Genomic DNA, 25,971 nt, shown 5'->3' with positions numbered 1-25,971 from the left:
GCTTAGCGGTCCACGTCGGCCATAACGAAATCGATACTACCCAGGTACGCAATCAAGTCCGCGACCATCTCGCCTTTGATCACCGAAGGGATCTGCTGCAAGTGGGCGAAGCTTGGGGTACGAATCCGGGTGCGGTAGCTCATGGTGCCGCCATCGCTCGTCAGGTAATAACTGTTGATACCCTTGGTCGCTTCGATCATCTGGAAGGATTCGTTGGCCGGCATTACCGGGCCCCACGAAACCTGCAGGAAGTGCGTGATCAGGGTTTCGATGTGCTGCAGCGTGCGCTCTTTCGGCGGCGGCGTCGTCAGCGGGTGATCCGCCTTGTACGGGCCGGCCGGCATGTTGCGCATGCACTGCTCGATGATCTTCAGGCTCTGGCGCATTTCTTCGACGCGCACGATGCAACGGTCGTAGGCATCGCCATTGGCGGCCAGCGGTACTTCGAACTCGAAGTTTTCGTAGCCCGAGTACGGACGCGCCTTGCGCAGGTCGAAATCGCAACCGGTGGAACGCAGGCCGGCACCGGTGACGCCCCATTCCAGGGCCTCTTTGGTGTTGTACTGGGCGACGCCGATGGTACGGCCCTTGAGGATGCTGTTATCCAACGCAGCCTTCTGGTACTCGTCCAGGCGCTTGGGCATCCAGTCGATGAATTCCTTGACCAGGCGTTCCCAGCCATTCGGCAGGTCGTGGGCGACGCCGCCGATACGGTACCAGGCCGGGTGCAGGCGGAAACCGGTGATGGCTTCGATGACCTTGTAGGCGCGCTGACGGTCGGTGAAGGTGAAGAACACCGGGGTCATGGCGCCGACGTCCTGGATATAGGTACCCAGGAACAGCAGGTGGCTGGTGATCCGGAAGAACTCGGCCATCATGATGCGGATGGTGTCGACGCGGTCCGGAACCTTGATGCCGGCCAGCTTCTCGACCGAGAGCACGTACGGCAGGTTGTTCATCACGCCGCCGAGGTAGTCGATACGGTCGGTGTACGGGATGAAGCTGTGCCACGACTGACGCTCGGCCATCTTCTCGGCACCACGGTGGTGGTAGCCGATGTCCGGCACGCAGTCGACGATTTCTTCGCCGTCCAGTTGCAGGATGATGCGGAAGGCACCGTGGGCCGAAGGGTGGTTCGGGCCCAGGTTGAGGAACATGTAGTCCTCGTTGGTGCCGGAGCGCTTCATGCCCCAGTCTTCCGGACGGAAGCGCGCGGCCTCTTCTTCAAGCTGCTGCTTGGCGAGGTTGAGGCTGAACGGGTCGAATTCGGTGGCGCGGGCAGGGAAGTCCTTGCGCAGCGGGTGACCCTCCCACGTTGGCGGCATCATGATGCGCGTCAGGTGCGGGTGGCCCGGGAAGTCGATACCGAACATGTCCCAGACTTCGCGCTCGTACCAGCTGGCGTTCGGCCAGATACCGGTCACGGTCGGCACGCTCAGGTCGCTCTCGGACAGTGCGACCTTGATCATCACGTCGCTGTTACGTTCCAGCGACAGCAGGTGATAGAACACGGTGAAATCGGCGCCGCTCGGCAGGCCCTGGCGCTTGGTGCGCAGGCGTTCGTCCACGCCATGCAGGTCATAGAGCATGACGTACGGCTTGGGCAAGTTGCGCAGGAAGGTCAGGACTTCGACGAGCCTGGCGCGCGCCACCCACAGCACCGGCATGCCGGTGCGTGTGGCCTGGGCGGTGAAGGCGTCAGGGCCAAAACGGTTATTGAGTTCGACGACCACATCCTGGTCGTCTGCCTTATAAGGCGGGATGCGTCGAGCACTGCCTGTAGTCATGGTTTTTTATCGCTTTCGGTCAACGTAAAGAATGAAGCCAGGTTTTCGTTCTATAAAAGAAGCGGTGCTGGATCAGACTTCGTCTGGGCTGCGCAGGTTGGTGACTGCGATTCGCTGTTCGCGGCGCTGTTCCTTTTGCGACGGCATCTCGGCGCGGTACACGCCTTGATCGCCGACGACCCAGGAAAGCGGGCGACGCTCCTTGCCAATCGATTCCTGCAACAGCATCAAGCCCTGCAGGAATGCTTCGGGGCGGGGCGGGCAGCCAGGCACGTAGACGTCCACGGGCAGGAACTTGTCCACCCCCTGAACCACGGAGTAGATGTCGTACATGCCACCGGAGTTGGCGCACGAACCCATGGAGATAACCCACTTCGGTTCGAGCATTTGCTCGTAGAGACGCTGAATGATCGGCGCCATCTTGATAAAGCAGGTACCGGCGATAACCATGAAATCCGCCTGGCGCGGTGATGCCCGGATAACTTCGGCGCCAAAGCGCGCGATGTCGTGGGGCGCCGTGAAGGCGGTGGTCATTTCCACGTAGCAGCACGAAAGACCGAAGTTGTACGGCCACAGGGAGTTCTTACGTCCCCAGTTGACCGCGCCACTCAGCACGTCTTCCAGCTTGCCCATGTAGATGTTCTTGTGGACTTGGTCTTCTAACGGATCGGAAACGGTTTCCCGTTCGCCGATGGGGTACTGCTCGTTAGGAGCATCCGGGTCGATCCTGGTGAGATTGTATTGCATCGCCAAAGCCTCATTGTTTCAGCTTCGCTTGCCGCTTACGACGAGCTTCCGGAGCCCAGTCAAGGGCGCCCACTCGAAATAGGTAGACAAGGCCTGCCAACAGAATTGCTATGAAAACGAGGGCTTCGACGAATCCGGTCCAGCCGCTTTCGCGGACGGACACAGACCAGGCAAAGAGAAAGAGGGCTTCGATGTCGAAGATCACGAAGAGCATCGCGACCAGATAGAATTTGGCTGAGAGCCGCAAGCGGGCGCCACCTGTAGGCAGCATGCCGGATTCGAACGGTTCATTCTTGCTGCGGCCCCAGGCTTTTGACCCGAGGAGGCTGGACACACCGAGCATGAAGGCGCAAAGGCCGACAACACCGAGGAGGAAAATGGCAAAGCCCCAGTTGTGGGCCATGAGTCCTGTCGCTTCGGTCATGCTGGAAATCCTTAACAGAGAGCAAAGGTCTCTGAGCTCGAAAAAGTAACGATGCAGTGACGATATGTCGCACTGCAATCAATCGCGGTGATTTTATGGCTAAACACCGGGCAAGTAAAATTCCTAGGGCGAAATTATTCGATGGAATAAGCACATAGTGCACCTTCTTGGGGCTGTAGCCCTTGCGGGGCGGGCATTAGCGGGCATTTGATCAAATGTGTTTTGTTTAACCTGTAACGAAGTTTTTATGTTCTAAATGATAATGAATATTGTTTGCGTGGGGTTTAAGCGATTGTTTCTCATACAGCGGAGTAAGTTGCTGTTACTTGCCTGATTAGCGCGAGTTGTTGGAGCGGATCTTTTAACCGATTTATCTGCGGCAAATACCGCTCTGGATCAAGGTTTTGCACAAAATCTTCAGGCTGCAAGCGTTCCTCATGTGGGAGGGAGTTGCCTCCTCCCACATTTGGCTTTGGTGAACCAGCGTGATGTGTACCGGCAAAAAAACGCCCCGAACCAGTCGGGGCGTGATTGTCGTGCGGCACTGCGGTTAGCTCTTTAACGGGTCCGCCGTGGCCGTGTACTCACATCGATCAGTGGAACTGCTCTTCTTCGGTTGAACCGGTCAGCGCGGTCACGGACGAGGTGCCGCCCTGGATCACGGTGGTCATGTCGTCGAAGTAGCCGGTGCCGACTTCCTGCTGGTGGGCCACGAAGGTGTAGCCCTTGGCGGCGTCAGCGAATTCCTGCTCCTGCAGCTTCACGTAGGCGGTCATGTCGTTGCGGGCGTAGTCGTGCGCCAGGTTGAACATGCTGTGCCACATGTTGTGAATGCCGGCCAGGGTGATGAACTGATGCTTGTAGCCCATGGCGGACAGTTCGCGCTGGAACTTGGCGATGGTCGCGTCGTCCAGGTTCTTTTTCCAGTTGAAGGAAGGCGAGCAGTTGTAGGACAGCAGCTGGTCCGGGTATTCCTTCTTGATCGCTTCGGCAAAGCGACGCGCTTCGTCCAGGTCCGGCTTGGCGGTTTCGCACCAGATCAGGTCGGCGTACGGCGCGTAGGCCAGGCCGCGGGCGATGGCCTGGTCGAGACCGGCGCGCACTTTGTAGAAACCTTCCTGGGTGCGTTCGCCGGTTACGAACGGCTGGTCGTACGGGTCGCAGTCTGAAGTCAGCAGGTCCGCTGCGTTGGCGTCGGTACGGGCCAGGATGATGGTTGGCGTGCCGGCAACGTCAGCCGCCAGACGGGCAGCAGTCAGCTTCTGTACAGCTTCCTGGGTCGGTACCAATACCTTGCCGCCCATGTGGCCGCATTTCTTCACCGAAGCCAGTTGGTCTTCGAAGTGCACGCCGGCCGCGCCAGCCTCGATCATGCTCTTCATCAGCTCGTAGGCGTTCAGTACGCCGCCGAAACCGGCTTCGGCGTCGGCCACGATGGGCGCGAAGTAGTCGATGTAGCCTTCATCACCCGGGCCTTTACCGGCTTTCCACTGGATCTGGTCGGCACGACGGAACGAGTTGTTGATGCGCTTGACCACGGTAGGCACGGAGTCCACCGGGTACAGCGATTGGTCGGGGTACATGGATTCAGCGGAGTTGTTGTCCGCTGCCACTTGCCAGCCGGACAGGTAGATCGCCTGGATACCGGCTTTCACCTGTTGGACTGCCTGGCCGCCAGTGAGGGCGCCCATGCAGTTGACGAAATCTTTCTCGGGGCGGAAGGACGGCTTGGCACCTTGGGTGACCAGCTTCCACAGCTTCTCGGCGCCGAGTTTTGCAAAGGTGTGCTCAGGTTGAACCGAGCCACGCAGGCGGACGACGTCAGCAGCGGAATAAGCGCGGGTTACGCCTTTCCAGCGTGGGTTTTCAGCCCAGTCTTTCTCGAGGGCTGCAATTTGCTGTTCGCGTGTCAGTGCCATGGGGGAAAACCTCGTCGCATAGGTCTAGGTGGAAAATTCCATTTGCCAGCCACGTAGTGAATGCGTGGTTATGGCTGCTCGCTGACCAGAAGCTCAGGTGTTCAAGTCAAGTTCGGCGGGGCAGGCGACGGGATGAACGATGGCTCAAGGGGGGGAGTTGAGCAGGTAAGGGCGAACTGCGAACGGTCTTCGGGCATCGTGGGCCTTTGTACGATCCATCAGTGTGTAGCCGGGTTACCTGGTTAGCTTCCGTCCCTCGGGACAACTTCGTTCCAGTCGCAACCTCGTCAAACACACCTTGTGGGCGGTACAGACACGAATCGGCTCGGGTGGGTAGCTTGGAGCGTCGATCCGAAGGCCCTTGCCAGGGCCCCTGATTAGCGGGAGCGAGGCCATCATGCCCATGCTTTTTTGGATCGTCAAATGTTTTGTAGTGCTTTTTTTCAGGCACTACATCTTTAGTCTAATACGACTCATCAGTCAGTTTTTGGTGCTTCAGTTCAGGGTGTCGACCTTAACCCGCAACGTCAGGTCATCGCGGCCCTGGGTAGAGTAGCTGCGGGTTGTGGAGGATTTGTCGGCCTGGGTCTCGCGGTTGATGCCGGCCAGGGGGATCCATTCGCCAAGGCGCCCGCTGACGGTTGTGTCGGTGCTTTGCACATTCACTACATCGGGACGTTCCTGGCTCATGCGGTCACGGTTGGTACTGATCGCCAGATGCACGGTCTCGCCGGTGACGCTGGCGGTGACATAGAAGCCCTGGGTGACGTTGCGGTACTGGGTCTGGTTCTGCGGGCGACCGTAGGCGTCAGGCTGAGTGGTGGTCATTGGCACGCTCTGGCCGACCTGGATCAGCGCGGGCACGCCTTCGCTGGCCTGAATCTGCTGGATGCCGCCGTCGCGGCTGGCGGTGCCGTAGCTGATGATGCGGGTCTGGCTGTCGCCGCTGTTCTGCTGGTTGTTTTCATTGGTATCGACGGTGATCAGCAGACGCTTGGCTGGTGTATCCAGCTGGGCGAGCAGCGTGCGCAGGTCCTGGATCTTGCCGGGGGCAGCGTTAACGATAAGCTGGTTGCCGTAGGCGCTGACGGTGCCGTCCTTGCCGATGAAGTTCTGCGCAACCGGGAGCAGGTCGGTGCTGGTGCGGTTGCTCAGGTTGACGACTTCGGTGTCGGCCATTGCCGAGCAACTGGCGGTGAGGAGGAGGGCGGTGAGCAGGGTGCGTAGGGACATGTCCGTGATCTCTGCGAGTCATTTGGGCTTGATAGTGCCAGTTTGTCGGCCTGGAGTGTAGTAAGCGGACTTGCCTGTGGTGAGCGGGCTTGCCCCGCGCTGGGCTGCGCAGCAGCCCCTATAAAAAACGCCGCGTTCTTACGGAAAGAATGCGGCGTTTGGTTTGGGGCTGCTGCGCAGCCCAGCGCGGGGCAAGCCCGCTTACCACAGGACCACAGGCAAGCTGGCTCACCACAGGCAAGCCCTTACAGCAGGGATCAGGCCCCGCGCACCATATCGACATGGGGAATCCCGACTTCCAGGAATTCCTCGCTGACAATCTTGAAGCCCAGTCGCTCATAGAACGGCGCCGCATACACCTGCGCGCTCAGGAACTGCTTGGTCTGGCCACGTTGCTCGGCCACGCCAATCACCGCTTCCATCAGCTTGTCGCCGACCTTCAGCCCGCGCCAGTCCTTGAGCACCGACACCCGGCCGATCTCGCCGCTGGGCAGCAGGCGCGCGGTACCAATCGGAAAGTCGCCTTCGAATGCAAGGAAATGCACTGCGTCTGCGTCGTCCGCATCCCACTCAAGTTCAGGTGGGACGGACTGTTCAGCGATAAATACCGCTTCACGAATGCGCCGAATCTCGGCGATATCCTTATGCCAGTCCGCGACACCTACGTGAATCCTATTCATCGGCAAACCCCAGGCTTCCTTGCTTGACCAGTTCGCACAGCAGGTCGCGGGCGTCTTCGTCCAACAGCCATTCGCCGAGGTTTTCGGCGTGCAGGGCATCGGCGGCGCAGACCAGTTTCAGCAGTTCGCGCAGTTTGCCCGGCAGGTAACGGCTCTGGCCGCTGGCGAACAGCAGGACGTCATCGTCGACTTCCGACCAGGCCATGCGCGCGCTTGGGTTGCGCACCAGGATCGCACCGTCCTGCAGGCTGTTGATGAAGTCGTCTTCGCCCAGTTCTTCGCCCGCCACCAGTTCCGGGTAGCGCGGCTCGGTCATGAATTGGCCGAACCAGGTCAGCAACATGCGCTCGTCGCTCATGTGCTCGGCCAGCAGGCTCTTGAGGCGGTCGAGGGCGTCGCTCTGGATCTGGTGCGGGTCGCTGACCGGCTGCGCGTCGGCGTCGGTGTAGCGCTCTTCGTCGGTCAGGTACTGGGCGAGGAAGTCGGTGAAGTGGGTCAGCACTTCGGCGGCGCTTGGGGCGCGAAAGCCCACCGAGTACGTCATGCAGTCATCTTCGGCGATGCCGAAATGCGCCAGGCGTGGCGGCAGGTAGAGCATGTCGCCCGGTTCCAGCACCCATTCGGCGCTTTCTTCGAATTCGGCGAGGATGCGCAGGTCGGCGTGTTGCAGCAGCGGGCTTTCGGAGCTGCACATCTGGCCGATCTTCCAGTTGCGCTTGCCCTGGGCCTGCAGCAGGAACACGTCGTAGTTGTCGAAGTGCGGGCCTACGCTGCCGCCGGGTGCGGCAAAGCTGATCATCACATCGTCGATGCGCCAGCTTGGCAGGAAGCGGAACTGCTCCAGCAACTCGGCCACTTCCGGCACGAACTGGTCGACCGCCTGTACCAGCAGGGTCCACTCACGCTCAGGCAGGGTGCTGAAGGCGTCTTCGGCGAAGGGGCCGCGGCGCAGTTCCCACGGGCGTTCGCCGTGTTCGATCACCAGGCGCGATTCGACTTCTTCTTCCAGGGCCAGGCCGGCGAGTTCGTCGGCGTCGATCGGGCTTTCGAAGTCAGGGATCGCCTGGCGGATCAGCAGTGGTTTTTTCTGCCAGTAGTCGCGCAGGAATTCCCGTGCCGTGATGCCGCCCAGAAGTTGAAGAGGGATATCAGGATTCATGTGTAACCTATTGAAAAAAAGCACTTTTCAGACTGAAATAAAAACGCCCGGCGCGGCCGGGCGTCTCAAGGGGGCTTGCGCTAATCAGATGCGCTTGGCTTGCTCTACAGCGTTGCCGATGTAGTTGGCCGGGGTGAGCAGTTTCAGCTCGGCCTTGGCCGCGGCTGGCATGTCCAGGCCGTCGATGAAAGTTTGCAGTGCTTCAGGGCTGATGCCCTTGCCACGGGTCAACTCTTTCAGCTTCTCGTAAGGGTTTTCGATGTTGTAGCGGCGCATCACGGTCTGGATCGGCTCGGCCAGCACTTCCCAGCACGCGTCCAGGTCAGCGGCGATTTTCTGCGCGTTGAGCTCCAGTTTGCTGATGCCTTTGAGGCTGGCTTCGTACGCGATCACGCTGTGGGCAAAGCCCACGCCGAGGTTGCGCAGTACGGTGGAGTCGGTCAGGTCGCGCTGCCAGCGGGAGATCGGCAACTTGCTGGCCAGGTGCTGGAACAGGGCGTTGGCGATGCCGAGGTTGCCTTCGGAGTTTTCGAAGTCGATCGGGTTGACCTTGTGCGGCATGGTCGACGAACCGATTTCACCGGCAATGGTGCGCTGCTTGAAGTAGCCCAGGGAGATGTAGCCCCAGATATCGCGATCGAAGTCGATCAGGATGGTGTTGAAGCGCGCAATGGCGTCGAACAGCTCGGCGATGTAGTCGTGCGGTTCGATCTGCGTGGTGTACGGGTTGAAGCCCAGGCCCAGCTCGTCTTCGATGAAGGCGCGGGCGTTGGCTTCCCAGTCGATCTCCGGGTAGGCCGACAGGTGGGCGTTGTAGTTGCCGACAGCGCCGTTGATCTTGCCCAGCAGTGGGACTGCGGCGACTTGAGCGATCTGGCGCTCCAGGCGGTACACCACGTTGGCGAGTTCCTTGCCCAGGGTAGTCGGCGACGCCGGCTGGCCGTGGGTGCGCGACAGCATCGGCACGTCGGCGAAACGGATGGCCAGCTCGCGGATGGCTTCGGCGGTCTGGCGCATCAGCGGCAGCATCACGTCATCACGGCCTTCGCGCAGCATCAAGGCGTGGGACAGGTTGTTGATGTCCTCGCTGGTGCAGGCAAAGTGGATGAATTCGCTGACCTTGGCCAGTTCCGGCAGCTTGGCCGCCTGCTCCTTGAGCAGGTATTCGATGGCCTTGACGTCGTGGTTGGTGGTGCGCTCGATCTCTTTCACACGCTCGGCGTGCTCCAGGGAGAAGTTGTCCGCCAGGGCATCGAGTACAGCGTTGGCTTCGGCGGAGAACGCCGGTACTTCGCTGATGGCGGGGTGAGCGGCCAGGCGCTGGAGCCAGCGCACTTCAACCAGTACACGAGCACGGATCAGGCCGTATTCGCTGAAAATAGGGCGCAGGGCCTGGGTTTTGCCGGCGTAGCGGCCGTCAACAGGGGAAACCGCAGTGAGCGAAGAGAGCTGCATGGGGTGTTCTCGGACAGTCGGGCAACGAAATGGGGCGCGTATCATACATGAAAAAATTCGCCGGTCCGTTGCCAACTGACCGGCGTATTACGCGTAACGGCTTGAAAATAGCCTGTCGGTGCGACTTATTCGTTGCGCATCAACGGGTAAAGCTCTTTGAGCAATTTGCGTCGGCTGATCACCAGCTGCCAACGATGACCGCCCAATTGCCGCCACAACCGCGCCGACCGAATACCGGCCAGCAGCAGTGCGCGGATTTTCGAGGCGTTGTTCGGTTGCTGCAGGTTGCGCATGTCGCCGTGCACCTGGATGCGTTGGCGCAAGGTGCTCAAGGTGTCCTGGTACAGCGCACCGCAGGCGGCGATCACGTTTTCGTGGGCCGGGCCGAAGTGTTCTACCTGGGACTGGATCTGTGGCAGGCGTTTGCCGATGGTTTCCAGCATGTCTTCGCGCTTGGCCAACTGGCGCTCGAGGCCGAGCATCGACAGGGCGTAGCGCAGCGGCTCGCGCTGCAAGGTGCTGGGGTCGCGCTCCAGGGCGCCGATCAGGGCGCGATAACCTTCACGCAGTGCGAGGTCGTCGCCGCCGTAGACTTCCAGGGTGTCCTTGGGGTCGCGGATCAGCAGGCTGCCGAGCATGCAGGTCAGGCCGGCTTCGGTGACCTGGCCGGTCTTGGCGATCTTGTCCACGAGCACGGCGGAGAGAAATACCCCGCCGAGTGCCGTCAATTGCTCCTGGGTCGGGCTCATGCCGGGTTGCTCCAGGCTTCGGCGACTTCAATCACGCCGCCGCCCAGGCAGATTTCGCCGTCATAGAACACCACGGACTGGCCAGGAGTGACCGCACGTTGCGGGTCATCAAAGGTGGCGCGGTAGCCCGTCGCGGTTTTTTCCAGGGTGCAGGGCTGGTCGCCCTGGCGATAGCGCACCTTGGCCGTCAGGCGGCGCGGGGTGCTCAGGTCGATCGGGTTGACCCAATAGATCTCCGAGGCCAGCAGCGCGCCCGAGAACAGCAGCGGGTGTTCATTGCCCTGGCCGACGATCAGCACGTTGTGCTCCAGGTCCTTGACCAGCACGTACCACGGCTCTTCGCCGGCATCCTTCAAGCCGCCGATGCCCAGGCCCTGGCGCTGGCCGATGGTGTGGTACATCAAGCCATGGTGACGGCCGATCACTTCGCCGTCGGTGGTCTTGATCTCGCCCGGTTGCGCCGGCAGGTACTGCTTGAGGAAGTCGCTGAAACGGCGCTCGCCGATAAAACAGATCCCGGTGGAATCCTTCTTCTTGGCGGTCGCCAGGCCGTGTTGCTCGGCGATCCTGCGCACTTCTGGCTTTTCCAGCTCGCCCACCGGGAACAGGGTCTTGGCGATCTGTTCACCGCCGACGGCGTGCAGGAAGTAGCTCTGGTCCTTGTTCGGGTCCAGGCCCTTGAGCAGTTCGGTACGGCCATCGATGTCGCGGCGACGCACGTAGTGGCCAGTGGCAATCAGGTCCGCGCCAAGGATCATGGCGTAGTCGAGGAACGCCTTGAACTTGATTTCGCGGTTGCACAGGATGTCCGGGTTCGGCGTGCGACCAGCCTTGTATTCGGCCAGGAAGTGCTCGAACACGTTGTCCCAGTACTCGGCGGCGAAGTTGGCGGTGTGCAGCTTGATGCCAATTTTGTCGCACACGGCCTGGGCGTCCGCGAGGTCGTCCATGGCGGTGCAATATTCCGTTCCATCGTCTTCTTCCCAGTTCTTCATGAACAGGCCTTCCACCTCATAACCCTGCTCCATGAGCAGAACGGCGGAAACGGAAGAATCCACGCCGCCGGACATGCCGACGATGACGCGCTTCTTTTGTGTGTCAGAAGGGGCTGGATCACGCATAGGGTTTCAACGGGTGTCTTGAAAAAGGACGCGATTCTAACAGGCCTGGGCCCGCAAGGCTAAAGAGAAGGGCGGATCAATTCCAGGCTGTGACGCTGGCCGGCCAGATAATCATCGATACAGCGGATGATCAGCTCGCTACGCCAGTCGTCGCGCACGGCCAGCAGCTCGTCACGGCTCAGCCAGCGGGCGCGCAGGATGCCTTCGTCCAGTTGATAGTCCGGGTGGTGTTTCAGTGCCTTGGCAATAAAGCAGACGCGTTGATAGGTAACCCCGTTGCTGGGTGCGGTGTACAGGTAGATGCCGACGATGCCGGTGGCTTCCACGTCCCAGCCGGTTTCCTCGAGGGTTTCGCGCACGGCGGCCTCGGTCAGGGTCTCGTCTGGGTCGAGGTGGCCGGCAGGCTGGTTGAGCACGGCGCGGCCGCCCTTGAGTTCTTCGACCATCAGGAACTTGCCGTTGTCTTCGACGATGGTGGCGACGGTGATGTGGGGTTGCCAGGTCATGGGATGCCTCTCGATTCTGAATGCAGCGCAGTCTTGGAGCAGGATTACAGCAGTGTGGGAGGGGGCAATCCCCCTCCCACAAGGATGATGCATAAGCAATCTGCATGATGCGCCTGACATTTTATGATTTTACCGATTTCAGCGCCTGGCGCAGCTTATCTCTCCAGAACCCTCAGTTTGGAGAGTGTCATGAACCCGATTGCCGATAAAAGCTACGAAGTACGCCTTACATCGCCACTGCCCATTGTCTTCATCCTGCTGTGGAGTTCCGGCTACATCGGCGGTGCGTACGGTGTGCGTTATGGCGAGCCCTTCACCATGACGTTCTATCGGTTTGCCCTGGCTGCCCTGGTGTTCCTGGGCGTTGCACTCGCCATCAAGGCGCAATGGCCTAAACGACTTGCCCCCTACCTCCATGCTGCGACAGTGGGGCTGCTGTTGCAGGCCCTGCAGTTCGGCGGCCTTTACACCGGCATCAGCCACGGCGTTCCCGCAGGGCAGGCGGCATTGATCGTCGGGCTGATGCCGGTGTTCGTGGTGATCGGTGCCTATTTCTGCCTGGGTGAACAATTGAGCTGGCGCGACCTGCCGGGTTCGATCCTGGGTGTTGGCGGCGTGGCCATCGTCGTGGCCAGCAGCTTTTTTGGCTCCGAGGCGTCAGTGGGTGGTTACGGCGCGGTGGGCTTGGCGCTATTGGGTATCACGCTTGGCACGCTCTACCAGAAGCGCTTTCTGGGCGGGGTGAATCTATGGGTGGGGTGTTTCATTCAGATGGTCACCGCGTCGTTGGTCATGTTGCTGCTGGCATACACCACTGAAACCATGCAGGTCACCGAGTGGGTTCCATTCGCAGCGTCGGTGGCCTGGATCACGCTGATGAACTCCGTGGGTGCGCTGACGCTGCTGTATTTGATGATTCGACGCGGGGAGGCGAGTAAGGCGACGAACTTGTTTCATGTGATTCCGGCGGTCACGCAGATCATGGCGTCGTTGGTGTTGGGTGAGGTGCCGAGTGGGGTGGCGATTGTAGGGTTTGTTGTTTCAGGGGCGGGGGTTTATTGGATGAATCATGTGCGCGCCAAGTAGGTAGTCTTGACAGGTATAGCGGGCGCCTTGCACTAATGGCAGGGAATAATTACTCACTCCCATGGGTGTGGCATGAGAGTCAATCTTGATATTCAGTCGCTGCGCAGTTTCCTCAAGGTCGCAGAACTGGGCAGTTTCACCCGGGCCGCGCAAGCGTTGAGCCTGACCCAGCCGGCAATCAGCCAGCAAATTCGACGACTTGAGGATTTGCTGGGTGTCGAGCTTTTTGCCCGCGACAATCGGCAGGTGTTGCTCACCCTCGAAGGAGAGCGCTTGACCGGCTATGCCCAGCAGATGGTCAGCGTCAACGACAAAGTGGGGAGCCTGTTTGATGCCAGTCGCACTCAAGAGTCCGTGACGCTGGGTATTCCCGAATATTTCAGCGAGGAAATCCTGCAGCGCGTTATTCCTGCTCTGGCGCTTGAATTACCTTCAGTGCGAATTGTGGTCAAGGTCGCGCGTTCCCTGTTGCTCGCGGAGGCGTTCAGTGAGGGACGAATCGATATTGGCCTGATGATTGATGAGTTGCCAAAAGTCGCTGGCGTGCCTTTGCATGCACTTTCGTTGATGTGGCTGGGTGGCGAGTGTGCGGCAGCCCCCATGGAAGGGCAGGAAGTTTCGCTGGCGCTGTTCAAGGCGCCCTGCGTGTTCAGGAGCCTGGCGATTCGGCGTTTGGAGGAGAGTGGCATCAGGTGGCGCTGCGTGTATGAGTCTGAAGACTTGATGTCGCTGCGTTCAGCGGTTCAGGCGGGAGTCGGTGTGACGCTTTTACCCTGGTTTGCCCAGGTGCCGGGCTTGAAAAACGTCGAAGCGCTCGCGCATTTGCCTGCGCTGCCGGGGTTTGGGGTTGAACTCAAGCAGCGGCCGGGCTGGGAGCCTTGGTACAAACCGCAGTTCCTGGCGATTATCGAGGCCGCATGGCGCGAGGAATACGGTGTTGCATAAACCCTGAAAACACAAACCCCGGCACGTGGCCGGGGTTTGTGATGCATCCCTACAACCTTACTTCAACTTGGCAATCGCCGCATTGAGGGTGTTGCTTGGGCGCATGGCCTTGCTGGTCAGCTCCGGGTTCGGCGCGTAGTAGCCGCCGATGTCCACTGGCTTGCCCTGTACGGCATTGAGCTCGGCAACGATGGTTGCTTCGTTCGCGGCCAGGGTCTTGGCCAGTTCGCTGAATTGACCTTGCAGTGCAGTGTCTTCGGTCTGGGCGGCCAGGGCCTGGGCCCAGTACAGCGCCAGGTAGAAGTGGCTGCCGCGGTTGTCGATGTTGCCGACTTTGCGCGATGGCGACTTGTTGTTGTCGAGGAACTGGCCGGTGGCCTGGTCCAGGGTCTTGGACAGCACCAGGGCTTTCGGGTTGTTGTACGTCACACCCAAATGCTCGAGGGAAGCGGCCAGGGCCAGGAACTCACCCAGGGAATCCCAGCGCAGGAAGTTCTCTTCCAGCAGCTGTTGCACGTGCTTCGGCGCCGAACCGCCGGCGCCGGTTTCGAACAGGCCACCGCCATTCATCAGCGGTACGATGGACAGCATCTTGGCGCTGGTGCCCAGTTCCATGATCGGGAACAGGTCGGTCAGATAGTCGCGCAGTACGTTGCCGGTCACCGAGATGGTGTCCAGGCCCTTGCGGGTACGTTCCAGGGTGAACTTCATCGCGTCGACCGGCGACATGATGCGGATGTCCAGGCCTTCGGTGTTGTGGTCTTTCAGGTAGGCCTGGACTTTCTCGACCACGACGCCGTCGTGTGCACGCTTGGGGTCCAGCCAGAAGATGGCCGGGGTGTTGCTGGCGCGGGCTCGGTTGACGGCCAGCTTGACCCAGTCCTGGATCGGCGCGTCTTGGGTCTGGCACATGCGGAAGATGTCGCCGGCTTCGACTTTCTGTTCCATCAGCAGGTTGCCCTTGCTGTCGGTCACGCGGACGACGCCGTCAGCCTTGACCTGGAACGTCTTGTCGTGGGAGCCGTACTCTTCGGCTTTTTTCGCCATCAGGCCAACGTTCGGCACGCTGCCCATGGTGGTAGGGTCGAAGGCGCCGTTGGCCTTGCACTCTTCGATCACCGCCTGGTAGATGGTGGCGTAGCAGCGATCCGGGATCACGGCCTTGGTGTCGTGCAGCTGGCCGTCGGTGCCCCACATCTTGCCGGAGTCACGGATCATGGCCGGCATCGAGGCGTCGACGATCACGTCGCTCGGCACGTGCAGGTTGGTGATGCCTTTGTCGGAGTTGACCATCGCCAGGGAAGGGCGAGCGGCGTAGACCGCCTGGATGTCAGCTTCGATCTGCGCCTGCTGCTCGGCCGGCAGGGCCTTGATGCGGGCGTACAGGTCGCCGATGCCGTTGTTCAGGTTGAAGCCGATTTGTGCCAGCACGTCTGCGTGCTTGGCCAGGGCGTCTTTATAGAATTCGGCAACGATCTGGCCGAACATGATCGGGTCGGAGACCTTCATCATGGTGGCTTTCAGGTGGACCGACAGCAGCACGCCTTGTTTCTTGGCGTCTTCAATTTCAGCGGCGATGAAGCTGCGCAGGGCGTTCTTGCTCAGTACCGCGCTGTCGATGATTTCGCCGGCCTTGACGCTGGTCTTTTCTTTCAGAACGGTGGTGGTGCCGTCCTGGGCGACCAGCTCGATCTTGACAGCGTCAGCGGCTTCGATCTGCACGGCTTTTTCGCTGCCGTAGAAGTCGCCGTTGCTCATGTGGGCAACGTGGGACTTGGAGTCTGCAGCCCAGGCGCCCATCTTGTGCGGGTGCTTGCGAGCGTAGTTCTTGACCGACAGCGGCGCGCGGCGGTCGGAGTTGCCTTCGCGCAGTACCGGGTTCACGGCGCTGCCCTTGACCTTGTCGTAACGTGCACGGGTTTCTTTTTCCGCGTCGGTGGTTACGGTTTCCGGGTAGTCCGGCAGGGCGTAGCCCTGGGCCTGCAGTTCCTTGATCGCCGCTTGCAGCTGCGGGGTCGAGGCGCTGATGTTAGGCAGCTTGATGATGTTGGCTTCAGGGGTAACGGCCAGGTCGCCCAGTTCGGCGAGGTGGTCCGGTACGGCCTTGGTGCCCAGTTGCTCGGGGAAGCTTGCGAGGATGCGCCCTGCGAGGGAGATGTCGCGGGTTTCCACGGCAATATCAGCGGAAGCGGTGAAGGCCTCTACGATAGGCAGCAGTGAATAGGTGGCGAGGGCTGGGGCTTCGTCGGTGAAGGTGTAGATGATCTTCGAGCGGGTGGGCATATTCGGATTAACTCTCTTCTTTGCTGAAAGCGTGCGCAGAAACTCGAGATGCGCCGGGTGGAGCGCGTTCGTTCAAAGTCATCCATGAGCGAAAGGTCGAGGTTTCTTCGCGGTGATGTTGGGTTGCATCAGTCGAGCGTCAAGCGGGTGGACTATTGTATTAGTCCTGCTTTGTAGCGGAGGGCCCTGTTCCAGAGCGGTCTGCCATCGTGACTCTTTGGTCAGCGGCGGCATTATACATAGGTCGCTATGCTTACGCCGAGCCTTCATACAAAAGGTGTGTCGTCCATTGGTCTAAAGGTCGCAGGTACCGGGTTACGCCTAAAGTCGCACGAAGTGCTCAAGATTGGCGCTTTTCCCTTTGCTTTCAGGCTTGTAGGCGACAATTTATGCTGTTTTCGATGCAAATGAGCATGGCGCGAGGTTTCAGTCGCCATTTATCTGGAGTAGGCTCGAACGCAGCCAGATGTTCAATCCATAGATGGAGTTCAGCATGGGATACAAGAAGATTCAGGTTCCGGCAGTCGGCGACAAAATCACCGTCAATGCAGACCATTCTCTCAATGTTCCTGACCAACCGATCATCCCGTATATCGAAGGTGATGGTATTGGCGTCGACATCAGCCCGGTGATGATCAAGGTGGTCGACGCAGCTGTTGAAAAGGCCTACGGCGGCAAGCGCAAGATCTCGTGGATGGAGGTGTACGCCGGCGAGAAGGCGACCCAGGTCTACGACCAGGACACCTGGCTGCCCCAGGAAACCCTGGATGCGGTCAAGGATTACGTGGTGTCCATCAAGGGCCCGCTGACCACTCCGGTAGGGGGCGGCATTCGTTCGCTGAACGTGGCCCTGCGTCAGCAACTCGACCTCTACGTGTGCCTGCGCCCGGTGCGCTGGTTCGAAGGTGTGCCCAGCCCGGTCAAGAAACCAGGCGATGTGGACATGACCATCTTTCGCGAAAACTCCGAAGATATTTACGCCGGGATCGAGTGGAAGGCCGGCTCGCCGGAAGCGACAAAGGTCATCAAGTTCCTCAAGGAGGAAATGGGCGTCACCAAGATTCGTTTCGATCAGGATTGCGGCATTGGTATCAAGCCGGTATCGCTGGAAGGCACCAAGCGCCTGGCGCGCAAGGCCCTGCAATATGTAGTGGATAACGATCGCGACTCGCTGACTATCGTGCACAAAGGCAACATCATGAAGTTCACCGAAGGGGCCTTCAAGGAATGGGCCTACGAAGTGGCGGCTGAAGAGTTCGGTGCGACCCTGCTGGATGGCGGCCCGTGGATGCAGTTCAAGAACCCGAAGACCGGCAAGAATGTAGTGGTCAAGGATGCTATCGCCGATGCCATGCTCCAGCAGATCCTGTTGCGTCCGGCCGAGTATGACGTGATCGCGACCCTCAACCTGAACGGCGACTACCTGTCCGACGCCCTGGCGGCAGAGGTGGGCGGTATCGGGATTGCGCCGGGTGCCAATCTGTCCGACACCGTTGCCATGTTCGAGGCGACCCACGGTACTGCGCCCAAGTATGCGGGCAAGGACCAGGTCAACCCGGGTTCATTGATCCTGTCGGCGGAAATGATGCTGCGTCATATGGGCTGGACCGAAGCGGCCGACTTGATCATCAAGGGCACCAACGGTGCTATCTCGGCCAAGACCGTGACTTATGACTTCGAACGCCTGATGGATGGCGCGAAGCTGGTGTCTTCGTCGGGCTTTGGGGATGCATTGATTTCGCACATGTAAAAGCCCGGTACAAAAAAACCGGCCAACCCAAGTCGATCGGGTGGCCGGTTTTTTATCGCATGTCACTCGCTTCGCGGGGTGTCAGGCCGTTTGTTTCTTTTCGTTATGAGCGGTTGATGGCGTGTTTTTTTCATGTGTTTCGGCTTTCACTGCACCGATATTCACGGCGTGCAGCCCTTTCGGTCCTTGAATGATTTCAAAGCTCACAGCTTGGCCCGCCTTCAGCGTTTTGTACCCATCCATGTTAATCGCTGAATAGTGCGCAAAAAGGTCCTCGGTTTTACCGTCTTCATTAACAAAGCCATATCCCTTGGCGTTGTTGAACCACTTGACCTTGCCACTGATCTTGACGCCAGACATACCCATATCCCTCTGCACCAGACTCCATCACTGGAGTATCATCCAGTTTATCCGTCCTAACCCGAATAAATAAGGTTGACTGCGCGGACCTTTTTTACCCACTGTGGGTTCTATTGGTTGTAACACCGATTTGCCGATAGTCAAGGCGACTGAGCGGTCAGAGTTGAAATTCTGACAGGTCGCCCCCACCACTGTATTTGAACCACTGACGAACCTTTCTTTCCATGCATGCAATCAGCCAGATTCGACTAACATTCAATCAGGATCGACCGGATCACGAACACGATGACGACGGTTCTGCAGGCATTGCTGTTCAGGAGGCCAAGCCTGCTTTACAGGCGCCGCCGATGTACAAGGTGGTTTTGTTCAACGATGACTACACACCGATGGATTTCGTGGTCGAAGTGCTCGAGGTGTTTTTTAACCTGAACCGCGAGTTGGCGACCAAGGTAATGCTGGCCGTTCACACAGAAGGACGGGCAGTATGTGGAGTGTTTACCCGTGACATCGCCGAGACAAAGGCCATGCAGGTCAACCAGTACGCCAGGGAAAGCCAGCATCCGCTACTCTGTGAAATCGAGAAGGACGGTTAACGCCGACCACTTGGGTATGAGGTGAAGCTATGTTAAACCGCGAGCTCGAAGTCACCCTCAATCTTGCCTTCAAGGAGGCTCGTTCGAAGCGTCATGAATTCATGACCGTCGAACACCTGCTGCTGGCACTTTTGGATAACGAAGCTGCCGCCACGGTACTACGTGCGTGCGGCGCCAATCTCGACAAGCTCAAGCATGACCTGCAGGAGTTTATCGACTCCACCACGCCACTGATCCCCGTGCATGACGAGGACCGTGAGACCCAGCCAACCCTGGGCTTCCAGCGGGTATTGCAGCGTGCTGTTTTCCACGTACAGAGCTCCGGTAAGCGTGAAGTCACAGGCGCCAATGTGCTTGTGGCGATCTTCAGCGAACAGGAAAGCCAGGCAGTGTTCCTGCTCAAGCAGCAGAGCGTTGCCCGTATCGATGTCGTCAACTACATCGCCCACGGTATCTCCAAGGTGCCTGGGCACGGCGATCATTCCGAGGGTGAGCAGGATATGCAGGACGACGAGGGCGGTGAGTCTTCTTCTTCAAGCAACCCGCTGGATGCCTATGCCAGCAACCTCAATGAGCTGGCGCGCCAGGGGCGGATCGATCCGTTGGTGGGGCGTGAGCTTGAGGTGGAGCGCGTAGCGCAGATCCTGGCGCGCCGTCGCAAGAACAACCCGTTGCTGGTGGGTGAGGCGGGCGTGGGCAAGACCGCGATTGCCGAAGGCCTGGCCAAGCGCATCGTCGACAACCAGGTGCCGGACCTGCTGGCCAATAGTGTCGTCTACTCCCTTGACCTGGGCGCGTTGCTCGCCGGGACCAAGTACCGTGGCGATTTCGAGAAGCGCTTCAAGGCCCTGCTCGGCGAGCTGAAAAAACGCCCGCAGGCGATCCTGTTCATCGACGAGATCCACACCATCATTGGTGCCGGTGCGGCATCCGGTGGGGTGATGGACGCTTCCAACCTGCTCAAGCCGTTGTTGTCGTCGGGTGATATCCGCTGCATCGGCTCGACCACCTTCCAGGAATTCCGCGGCATCTTCGAGAAAGACCGTGCCCTGGCGCGTCGCTTCCAGAAAGTCGACGTGTCCGAGCCGTCGGTCGAAGACACCATCGGCATCCTGCGCGGGCTCAAGGGGCGGTTTGAAGCGCACCACGGCATCGAGTACACCGATGAGGCGCTGCGTGCGGCCGCCGAGTTGGCGTCGCGCTACATCAATGACCGGCACATGCCGGACAAGGCCATCGATGTGATCGACGAGGCAGGGGCCTACCAGCGCCTGCAGCCGGTCGAGAAGCGTGTGAAGCGCATCGACGTGCCTCAGGTCGAGGACATTGTCGCGAAGATCGCGCGGATTCCGCCAAAACACGTCAACAGTTCCGACAAGGAGCTGCTGCGTAACCTGGAGCGCGACCTCAAGCTCACCGTGTTCGGCCAGGACGCAGCGATCGACGCGCTGTCCACCGCGATCAAGCTGTCGCGTGCGGGCCTCAAGTCGCCGGACAAGCCCGTCGGTTCGTTCCTGTTCGCCGGTCCTACCGGTGTCGGCAAGACCGAGGCGGCGCGGCAATTGGCCAAGGCCATGGGGATCGAGCTGGTGCGCTTCGACATGTCCGAATATATGGAGCGTCACACCGTGTCGCGCCTGATCGGTGCGCCTCCTGGCTATGTCGGTTTCGACCAGGGCGGCCTGTTGACCGAGGCGATTACCAAGCAGCCCCATTGCGTACTGCTGCTCGATGAAATCGAGAAGGCCCACCCGGAAGTCTTCAACCTGCTGCTGCAGGTAATGGACCACGGGACCCTGACCGACAACAACGGGCGCAAGGCGGACTTCCGCAATGTCATCCTGATCATGACCACCAACGCCGGTGCCGAGACGGCCGCGCGGGCTTCGATCGGCTTTACCCATCAGGATCACTCGTCCGATGCGATGGAAGTGATCAAGAAGAGCTTCACGCCGGAGTTCCGCAACCGCCTGGATACCATTATCCAGTTTGGTCGCCTCAGCCATGAGGTCATCAAGAGTGTGGTGGACAAGTTCCTTACCGAGCTTCAGGCGCAGTTGGAAGACAAGCGCGTGCAACTGGATGTCACGGAAGCGGCACGCAGCTGGATCGCCGAAGGTGGCTACGACGCGGCAATGGGCGCTCGCCCGATGGCGCGCCTGATCCAGGACAAGATCAAGCGGCCGCTGGCCGAAGAGATCCTGTTTGGCGAGCTTTCCGACCATGGTGGCGTGGTGCATATCGACCTGAAGGATGGCGAGCTGACCTTCGAGTTCGAAACCACGGCTGAAATGGCCTGATCGTTCTGCAATAACGCAAAAGGCGCCGAAAGGCGCCTTTTTGCTGTCTTGAAATGCAATTCTCAGAATGGGGCTTGCCCCCTCCCACAGGATCCCTTGGTGTTGGAGAAATCCCATGCACACAAAAACGCCCGGCATAACCGGGCGTTTTGTATTGACTTGCTTAGCGAGCGCGGTAAGTGATGCGCCCTTTGCTCAAGTCATAGGGCGTCAGCTCGACGCGCACTTTGTCACCGGTAAGAATACGAATGTAGTTCTTGCGCATCTTGCCGGAGATATGCGCGGTTACGACGTGCCCATTTTCCAACTCCACACGAAACATGGTGTTGGGCAGGGTGTCGACGACAGTGCCTTCCATTTCGAAGCTGTCTTCTTTCGACATGCAGTAAAGCCCTCGGTATCCAGTGAATGGCCCGGTGCAACTGCGCCAGGCAAAAGCGGCGTGCATTGTGCCCGAAAAAGGGTGTTTAAGCCAAGGGGTTCTAGTTAAGCGTGACCCATCTTTGATTAATCAGCAGTTCTATGGGGCGATATTGGGTCTTGTAGTTCATTTTTTTGCAGTTCTTGATCCAGTATCCGAGGTACACCGCCTCGAGTTCCAGGCGCAGTGCTTCACCGATTTGCCAGAGGATCGCGAAACGCCCGAGGCTGCGCCGCTCTTCGGCCGGCTCGTAGAAGGTGTAGACCGCTGATAGGCCGTTAGGCAGCAAATCGGTCACGGCGACGGCCACCAGACGGCCGTCCGCGCGAAATTCGTAAAAGCGCGAGAACGGCAGGTCACGCACCAGGAAGGTGGAAAACTGGTCGCGGCTGGGTGGGAACATATCGCCGTCGGCGTGGCGCTGCTCGATATAGCGCTGGTACAGGTCGAAATACTCTTCGGTGAATCGTGGCTTGGCAGCTGCCACCGTCAGGTCGGCATTGCGCTTGAGGATGCGCTTCTGATTGCGGTCCGGCAGAAACTGCGCCACGGGGATGCGTGCCGGCACGCAGGCATTGCAGTTCTGGCAGTGGGGCCGGTACAGATGATCGCCGCTGCGTCGAAAACCCATTTCCGAGAGATCGGCATACACGTGCACATCCATTGGCTGGCTGGGGTCGAGGAACAGCGTGGTGGCCTGCTCGTCGGGCAGATAGCTGCAAGAGTGGGGTTGAGTGGCATAAAACTTCAAGCGCGCCAACTCGGTCATGATCAACCCTCGGATAAGCTTTGAAATAAGTGTAAGCCAGGTGTGCGGATGTCGCCTAAGAAACCCATGGCCCGGAATTGCGTTGGTCCAGGTGGTCTTGTAGGAAATCGGCAAATTCACTGCGAGGAATGGCGCGAGCACCCAGGCTATGCAGGTGATCATTGGGCATCTGGCAGTCGATCAGTACAAAGCCCCAGGCCTGCAATTGCCGGGTCAATGTAGCAAAGCCGAATTTCGAGGCATTGTCGGCACGGCTGAACATGGATTCGCCAAAAAACAGCTGGCCCATCGCCAGGCCATACAGTCCGCCCACCAGCACGCCTTCGTCCCATACCTCAACCGAATGTGCATAGCCGCGCTGATGCAGTTCCAGATAGGCGCGCTGGATACCTTCGGTGATCCAAGTGCCATCGGCATACGCACGCGGCGCGGCGCACGCCTGGATGACGGCGGCAAAGTCCTGGTCGAAGGTCACGGTATAGCGCTGCTGGCGCAATAGTTTGCCCAGGCTGCGGGAGACATGCAGCTCGTCGGGGAATATCACGGTGCGCGGGTCCGGCGACCACCAGAGGATCGGCTGGCCCTCCGAGAACCAGGGAAAGCAACCGTGGCGGTAGGCTTGCACCAGTCGCTCGGCCGACAGGTCGCCACCGGCGGCGAGCAGGCCATTGGGTTCACGCATGGCCTTGGCCAGCGGGGGAAATGTCAGTGAGTCGCGTTGTAACCAGGTCAGCATGGCATCCAGGCTTGCGGAAGGGGAGGGGAGTGGCAGGCGGATCGCCTGCCCCAAGGGGTGTGATTATTGTCGACGCAGCGCTGTGGGGCCAGCCCGAATCGGCTGTTGGCGTGCATAAGCGTGAGCGGGTGTTTCTGCAACTCTCTGCGTGAGGCGTGGTCGTAATCGGGTCTGGCCCATGCAGGCCATTTGCCAAGCTTGCCTGGATTGGTAAAAACAGCTCATAAGCCTTTGTCAGCAAAGACAATGCATGCTCAAATTGAACATGTTGTGACACACAATTGGCTATGCTGCCTGAAGAAAGCCAAGTGGCGTGGCAACCGCAACACAAACCCGTACAATGCGGCCATTGTGGCGTTATCGCCATTTCATCCAGCAATCGCCCAGTGTTAAAAGTAGATTCCACGACGTTCGTTCATTTTTCAGCTGCTCGGATTGGGCAGTATTTGCAGTTATTCAACAGATGGACGCGCTAACAGGCGCAGGAAAAGACCCGTTTTGAAGAAATCCGCCGCAACACCTAAAGCAGCCGTCGTGCCGGCCTGGCGCCAGCACCTGCACTATCGACTCAAGGAAGGCGCGCTGATCGCTATCGGCGCGCTGTGCCTGTTCCTGATGATGGCCTTGCTCACCTATGGCAAGGACGATCCGGGCTGGAGCCACAACAGCAAGATCGAAGACGTGCAGAACTTCGGTGGGCCTGCCGGTTCCTACAGCGCCGATATCCTGTTCATGGTGCTGGGTTACTTCGCCTATATCTTCCCGCTGTTACTGGCGATCAAGACCTGGCAGATCTTCCGCCAGCGTCATGAGCCGTGGCAGTGGAGCGGCTGGCTGTTTTCGTGGCGCCTGATCGGCCTGGTATTCCTGGTACTGTCCGGTGCCGCCCTGGCGCATATTCATTTCCACGCACCCACCGGCCTGCCGGCGGGCGCGGGTGGGGCGCTGGGCGAGAGCCTCGGCGACCTGGCGCGCAAGACCCTGAATATCCAGGGCAGCACCCTGATGTTTATCGCGCTGTTCCTGTTTGGCCTCACCGTGTTCACCGACCTGTCGTGGTTCAAGGTGATGGACGTGACGGGCAAGATCACCCTCGACCTGCTGGAGCTGTTCCAGGGCGCTGCCAACCGCTGGTGGGCCGCCCGGGTCGAACGCAAGCGCATGGTGGCCCAGTTGCGCGAGGTGGATACCCGCGTCAACGAAGTGGTGGCCCCAAGCACACCGGACCGCCGTGAGCAGGCCAAGGTCAAGGAACGCCTGATCGAACGCGAGCAGGCCCTGAGCAAGCACATGTCGGACCGCGAGAAGCAGGTGCCGCCGGTGATCGCCCCGGCGCCGCCCAAGCCGGCCGAGCCAAGCCACCGCGTGCAGAAAGAGAAACAGGCTCCGTTGTTTGTCGACAGCGCCGTGGAAGGCACCTTGCCGCCGATCTCGATCCTCGACCCGGCCGAAAAGAAACAGCTCAACTATTCCCCTGAGTCCCTGGCGGCCGTCGGCCATCTGCTGGAAATCAAACTCAAGGAATTCGGCGTCGAGGTGTCGGTGGACTCGATCCATCCCGGCCCGGTGATTACCCGTTACGAAATCCAGCCGGCTGCCGGCGTCAAGGTCAGCCGCATTTCCAACCTGGCCAAGGACCTGGCGCGCTCCCTGGCCGTGACCAGCGTGCGCGTGGTGGAAGTGATCCCGGGCAAGACTACCGTGGGTATCGAGATTCCCAACGAAGATCGCCAGATCGTGCGCTTCTCCGAAGTGCTGTCGACGCCCGAATACGACAACTTCAAGTCGCCGGTCACCCTGGCCCTGGGCCACGACATCGGCGGCAAGCCGGTGATCACCGACCTCGCCAAAATGCCTCACCTGCTGGTGGCCGGTACCACCGGTTCGGGTAAATCGGTGGGCGTGAACGCGATGATCCTGTCGATCCTGTTCAAGTCCGGCCCGGAAGACGCCAAGCTGATCATGATCGACCCGAAGATGCTCGAACTGTCGATCTATGAAGGCATTCCGCACCTGCTCTGCCCGGTGGTCACTGACATGAAGGACGCCGCCAACGCCCTGCGCTGGAGCGTTGCCGAGATGGAGCGCCGCTACAAGCTGATGGCGAAGATGGGCGTGCGTAACCTGTCGGGCTTCAACGCCAAGGTCAAGGAAGCCCAGGACGCCGGCACGCCGCTGACCGACCCGCTGTACAAGCGCGAAAGTATCCACGACGAAGCACCGCTGTTGAGCAAGCTGCCGACCATCGTGGTGGTGGTCGACGAGTTTGCCGACATGATGATGATCGTCGGCAAGAAGGTCGAAGAGCTGATCGCGCGTATCGCCCAGAAGGCGCGGGCGGCCGGTATTCACTTGATCCTCGCCACCCAGCGTCCGTCGGTGGACGTGATCACCGGCCTGATCAAGGCCAACATCCCGACCCGCATGGCGTTCCAGGTGTCGAGCAAGATCGACTCACGGACCATCATCGACCAGGGCGGTGCCGAGCAACTGCTGGGCCACGGTGACATGCTCTACATGCCGCCGGGTACCAGCCTGCCGATCCGGGTCCACGGCGCCTTCGTCTCCGACGATGAAGTGCACCGCGTGGTGGAGGCCTGGAAGCTGCGTGGCGCGCCCGAATACAACGACGACATCCTCGCCGGTGTCGAAGAGGCCGGCAGCGGCTTCGACGGTGGTAGCAGCGGTGGCGACGATGATGCCGAAACCGACGCGCTGTATGACGAAGCCGTGGCGTTCGTGCTGGAAAGCCGCCGCGCCTCGATTTCTGCGGTGCAGCGCAAGCTGAAGATCGGCTATAACCGCGCTGCGCGCATGATCGAAGCCATGGAAAACGCTGGCGTCGTCACTGCAATGAACACCAACGGCTCGCGCGAAGTCATCGCCCCCGGGCAGATGCGCGACTGATTCCGTGCCGCGTGGCAGCACGCGGCGCGCCCTTACGACTC

General features: G+C 59.8%; 22 protein-coding genes. 6 read left to right on the top strand and 16 right to left on the bottom strand.

Translation table 11 applies throughout. The features are described from left to right. Nucleotides 1-2: 2 nt before the first annotated feature. The 11 genes from nuoC to F6S08_RS18575 form a co-directional block, all read right to left on the bottom strand. The gene (gene nuoC, locus F6S08_RS18625) at nucleotides 3-1,787 is read right to left on the bottom strand and encodes an NADH-quinone oxidoreductase subunit C/D (RefSeq protein WP_065927064.1); all 1,785 of its coding nucleotides are present in this window, start codon (nucleotides 1,785-1,787) and stop codon (nucleotides 3-5) included. A gap of 72 nt (nucleotides 1,788-1,859) precedes the next feature. Next, nucleotides 1,860-2,534 carry a NuoB/complex I 20 kDa subunit family protein gene (locus F6S08_RS18620; protein WP_003174719.1) on the bottom strand — a complete coding sequence of 225 codons (675 nt, stop codon included), beginning with the start codon at nucleotides 2,532-2,534 and terminating at the stop codon, nucleotides 1,860-1,862. A gap of 10 nt (nucleotides 2,535-2,544) precedes the next feature. Then, on the bottom strand, nucleotides 2,545-2,958 hold the full coding sequence (locus F6S08_RS18615) for an NADH-quinone oxidoreductase subunit A (protein ID WP_003219575.1): 414 nt from the start codon (nucleotides 2,956-2,958) through the stop codon (nucleotides 2,545-2,547). 593 nt (nucleotides 2,959-3,551) lie between these two features. Further along, entirely contained in the window at nucleotides 3,552-4,877 is a 1,326-nt protein-coding gene (gene aceA / locus F6S08_RS18610) for an isocitrate lyase (RefSeq protein WP_003219577.1), read from the bottom strand. Between the two features lie 495 nt (nucleotides 4,878-5,372). Then, nucleotides 5,373-6,110 carry a secretin N-terminal domain-containing protein gene (locus tag F6S08_RS18605; protein ID WP_065927065.1) on the bottom strand — a complete coding sequence of 246 codons (738 nt, stop codon included), beginning with the start codon at nucleotides 6,108-6,110 and terminating at the stop codon, nucleotides 5,373-5,375. A 257-nt stretch (nucleotides 6,111-6,367) separates the two neighbouring features. Continuing rightward, nucleotides 6,368-6,790 (bottom strand): GNAT family N-acetyltransferase, encoded by a 423-nt coding sequence (locus F6S08_RS18600; RefSeq protein WP_065927066.1) that lies wholly within the window; start codon nucleotides 6,788-6,790, stop codon nucleotides 6,368-6,370. Further along, a complete protein-coding gene (locus F6S08_RS18595) occupies nucleotides 6,783-7,949 on the bottom strand; it encodes a cupin domain-containing protein (RefSeq protein ID WP_027606329.1) in 1,167 nt (388 codons plus the stop codon). The genes F6S08_RS18600 and F6S08_RS18595 overlap by 8 nt, the downstream gene beginning before the upstream one ends. 84 nt (nucleotides 7,950-8,033) lie before the next feature. Beyond that, a complete protein-coding gene (gene purB / locus F6S08_RS18590) occupies nucleotides 8,034-9,404 on the bottom strand; it encodes an adenylosuccinate lyase (protein ID WP_065927067.1) in 1,371 nt (456 codons plus the stop codon). 125 nt (nucleotides 9,405-9,529) lie between these two features. Continuing rightward, the gene (gene hflD / locus F6S08_RS18585) at nucleotides 9,530-10,153 is read right to left on the bottom strand and encodes a high frequency lysogenization protein HflD (protein ID WP_027606331.1); all 624 of its coding nucleotides are present in this window, start codon (nucleotides 10,151-10,153) and stop codon (nucleotides 9,530-9,532) included. Next, entirely contained in the window at nucleotides 10,150-11,274 is a 1,125-nt protein-coding gene (gene mnmA / locus F6S08_RS18580; RefSeq protein WP_065927068.1) for a tRNA 2-thiouridine(34) synthase MnmA, read from the bottom strand. Before mnmA ends, hflD begins: the two co-directional genes overlap by 4 nt. A gap of 59 nt (nucleotides 11,275-11,333) precedes the next feature. Further along, the gene (locus tag F6S08_RS18575; protein ID WP_137212177.1) at nucleotides 11,334-11,780 is read right to left on the bottom strand and encodes an NUDIX hydrolase; all 447 of its coding nucleotides are present in this window, start codon (nucleotides 11,778-11,780) and stop codon (nucleotides 11,334-11,336) included. A gap of 189 nt (nucleotides 11,781-11,969) precedes the next feature. Between F6S08_RS18575 and F6S08_RS18570 the strand changes: the two genes are divergently transcribed. Further along, nucleotides 11,970-12,866, top strand: a complete 897-nt coding sequence (locus F6S08_RS18570) for a DMT family transporter (RefSeq protein ID WP_065927070.1) — start codon at nucleotides 11,970-11,972, stop codon at nucleotides 12,864-12,866. Nucleotides 12,867-12,938: 72 nt separating this feature from the next. Beyond that, nucleotides 12,939-13,811 (top strand): LysR family transcriptional regulator, encoded by an 873-nt coding sequence (locus F6S08_RS18565; protein WP_065927071.1) that lies wholly within the window; start codon nucleotides 12,939-12,941, stop codon nucleotides 13,809-13,811. Nucleotides 13,812-13,868: 57 nt separating this feature from the next. Here F6S08_RS18565 and F6S08_RS18560 read toward each other — a convergent pair whose 3' ends face one another. Further along, complete coding sequence (locus F6S08_RS18560) at nucleotides 13,869-16,094, bottom strand: NADP-dependent isocitrate dehydrogenase (protein WP_065948350.1); 2,226 nt, start codon at nucleotides 16,092-16,094, stop codon at nucleotides 13,869-13,871. A 493-nt stretch (nucleotides 16,095-16,587) separates the two neighbouring features. Here F6S08_RS18560 and icd point away from each other — a divergent pair, with 493 nt between their 5' ends. After that, the gene (gene icd, locus F6S08_RS18555; RefSeq protein WP_027606337.1) at nucleotides 16,588-17,844 is read left to right on the top strand and encodes an NADP-dependent isocitrate dehydrogenase; all 1,257 of its coding nucleotides are present in this window, start codon (nucleotides 16,588-16,590) and stop codon (nucleotides 17,842-17,844) included. 81 nt (nucleotides 17,845-17,925) lie between these two features. Here icd and cspD read toward each other — a convergent pair whose 3' ends face one another. After that, on the bottom strand, nucleotides 17,926-18,204 hold the full coding sequence (cspD, locus tag F6S08_RS18550; RefSeq protein ID WP_043293603.1) for a cold shock domain-containing protein CspD: 279 nt from the start codon (nucleotides 18,202-18,204) through the stop codon (nucleotides 17,926-17,928). Between the two features lie 224 nt (nucleotides 18,205-18,428). On the opposite strand from cspD, the gene clpS reads away from it, so the two are divergent. Both clpS and clpA read left to right on the top strand, forming a co-directional pair. Then, nucleotides 18,429-18,797, top strand: coding sequence for an ATP-dependent Clp protease adapter ClpS (gene clpS / locus F6S08_RS18545; RefSeq protein WP_010567912.1), 369 nt, complete (start codon nucleotides 18,429-18,431; stop codon nucleotides 18,795-18,797). A gap of 29 nt (nucleotides 18,798-18,826) precedes the next feature. Further along, on the top strand, nucleotides 18,827-21,097 hold the full coding sequence (gene clpA, locus F6S08_RS18540; RefSeq protein WP_027606339.1) for an ATP-dependent Clp protease ATP-binding subunit ClpA: 2,271 nt from the start codon (nucleotides 18,827-18,829) through the stop codon (nucleotides 21,095-21,097). Nucleotides 21,098-21,260: 163 nt separating this feature from the next. Here clpA and infA read toward each other — a convergent pair whose 3' ends face one another. The 3 genes from infA to aat form a co-directional block, all read right to left on the bottom strand. Further along, nucleotides 21,261-21,479: a translation initiation factor IF-1 gene (infA, locus tag F6S08_RS18535; RefSeq protein ID WP_002553999.1), complete on the bottom strand. Its 219-nt coding sequence runs from the start codon at nucleotides 21,477-21,479 to the stop codon at nucleotides 21,261-21,263. 100 nt (nucleotides 21,480-21,579) lie between these two features. Then, nucleotides 21,580-22,287 carry an arginyltransferase gene (locus F6S08_RS18530; protein ID WP_027606340.1) on the bottom strand — a complete coding sequence of 236 codons (708 nt, stop codon included), beginning with the start codon at nucleotides 22,285-22,287 and terminating at the stop codon, nucleotides 21,580-21,582. A 55-nt stretch (nucleotides 22,288-22,342) separates the two neighbouring features. After that, nucleotides 22,343-23,023 (bottom strand): leucyl/phenylalanyl-tRNA--protein transferase, encoded by a 681-nt coding sequence (gene aat, locus F6S08_RS18525; RefSeq protein ID WP_065927073.1) that lies wholly within the window; start codon nucleotides 23,021-23,023, stop codon nucleotides 22,343-22,345. Nucleotides 23,024-23,521: 498 nt separating this feature from the next. On the opposite strand from aat, the gene F6S08_RS18520 reads away from it, so the two are divergent. Next, complete coding sequence (locus tag F6S08_RS18520; protein ID WP_065927074.1) at nucleotides 23,522-25,930, top strand: DNA translocase FtsK; 2,409 nt, start codon at nucleotides 23,522-23,524, stop codon at nucleotides 25,928-25,930. Nucleotides 25,931-25,971 lie beyond the last annotated feature (41 nt).

The organism is Pseudomonas sp. JV449 (assembly GCF_032424295.1).
Taxonomy (GTDB): domain Bacteria; phylum Pseudomonadota; class Gammaproteobacteria; order Pseudomonadales; family Pseudomonadaceae; genus Aquipseudomonas; species Aquipseudomonas marginalis.
This window is presented reverse-complemented; position numbering and strand designations above follow the sequence as displayed.

Coding starts and splice junctions, on each gene's coding strand:
- nuoC (WP_065927064.1), bottom strand. CDS start 1,787: ATGACTACAGGCAGTGCTCGACGCATCCCGCCTTATAAGGCAGACGAC.
- F6S08_RS18620 (WP_003174719.1), bottom strand. CDS start 2,534: ATGCAATACAATCTCACCAGGATCGACCCGGATGCTCCTAACGAGCAG.
- F6S08_RS18615 (WP_003219575.1), bottom strand. CDS start 2,958: ATGACCGAAGCGACAGGACTCATGGCCCACAACTGGGGCTTTGCCATT.
- aceA (WP_003219577.1), bottom strand. CDS start 4,877: ATGGCACTGACACGCGAACAGCAAATTGCAGCCCTCGAGAAAGACTGG.
- F6S08_RS18605 (WP_065927065.1), bottom strand. CDS start 6,110: ATGTCCCTACGCACCCTGCTCACCGCCCTCCTCCTCACCGCCAGTTGC.
- F6S08_RS18600 (WP_065927066.1), bottom strand. CDS start 6,790: ATGAATAGGATTCACGTAGGTGTCGCGGACTGGCATAAGGATATCGCC.
- F6S08_RS18595 (WP_027606329.1), bottom strand. CDS start 7,949: ATGAATCCTGATATCCCTCTTCAACTTCTGGGCGGCATCACGGCACGG.
- purB (WP_065927067.1), bottom strand. CDS start 9,404: ATGCAGCTCTCTTCGCTCACTGCGGTTTCCCCTGTTGACGGCCGCTAC.
- hflD (WP_027606331.1), bottom strand. CDS start 10,153: ATGAGCCCGACCCAGGAGCAATTGACGGCACTCGGCGGGGTATTTCTC.
- mnmA (WP_065927068.1), bottom strand. CDS start 11,274: ATGCGTGATCCAGCCCCTTCTGACACACAAAAGAAGCGCGTCATCGTC.
- F6S08_RS18575 (WP_137212177.1), bottom strand. CDS start 11,780: ATGACCTGGCAACCCCACATCACCGTCGCCACCATCGTCGAAGACAAC.
- F6S08_RS18570 (WP_065927070.1), top strand. CDS start 11,970: ATGAACCCGATTGCCGATAAAAGCTACGAAGTACGCCTTACATCGCCA.
- F6S08_RS18565 (WP_065927071.1), top strand. CDS start 12,939: ATGAGAGTCAATCTTGATATTCAGTCGCTGCGCAGTTTCCTCAAGGTC.
- F6S08_RS18560 (WP_065948350.1), bottom strand. CDS start 16,094: ATGCCCACCCGCTCGAAGATCATCTACACCTTCACCGACGAAGCCCCA.
- icd (WP_027606337.1), top strand. CDS start 16,588: ATGGGATACAAGAAGATTCAGGTTCCGGCAGTCGGCGACAAAATCACC.
- cspD (WP_043293603.1), bottom strand. CDS start 18,204: ATGTCTGGCGTCAAGATCAGTGGCAAGGTCAAGTGGTTCAACAACGCC.
- clpS (WP_010567912.1), top strand. CDS start 18,429: ATGCATGCAATCAGCCAGATTCGACTAACATTCAATCAGGATCGACCG.
- clpA (WP_027606339.1), top strand. CDS start 18,827: ATGTTAAACCGCGAGCTCGAAGTCACCCTCAATCTTGCCTTCAAGGAG.
- infA (WP_002553999.1), bottom strand. CDS start 21,479: ATGTCGAAAGAAGACAGCTTCGAAATGGAAGGCACTGTCGTCGACACC.
- F6S08_RS18530 (WP_027606340.1), bottom strand. CDS start 22,287: ATGACCGAGTTGGCGCGCTTGAAGTTTTATGCCACTCAACCCCACTCT.
- aat (WP_065927073.1), bottom strand. CDS start 23,023: ATGCTGACCTGGTTACAACGCGACTCACTGACATTTCCCCCGCTGGCC.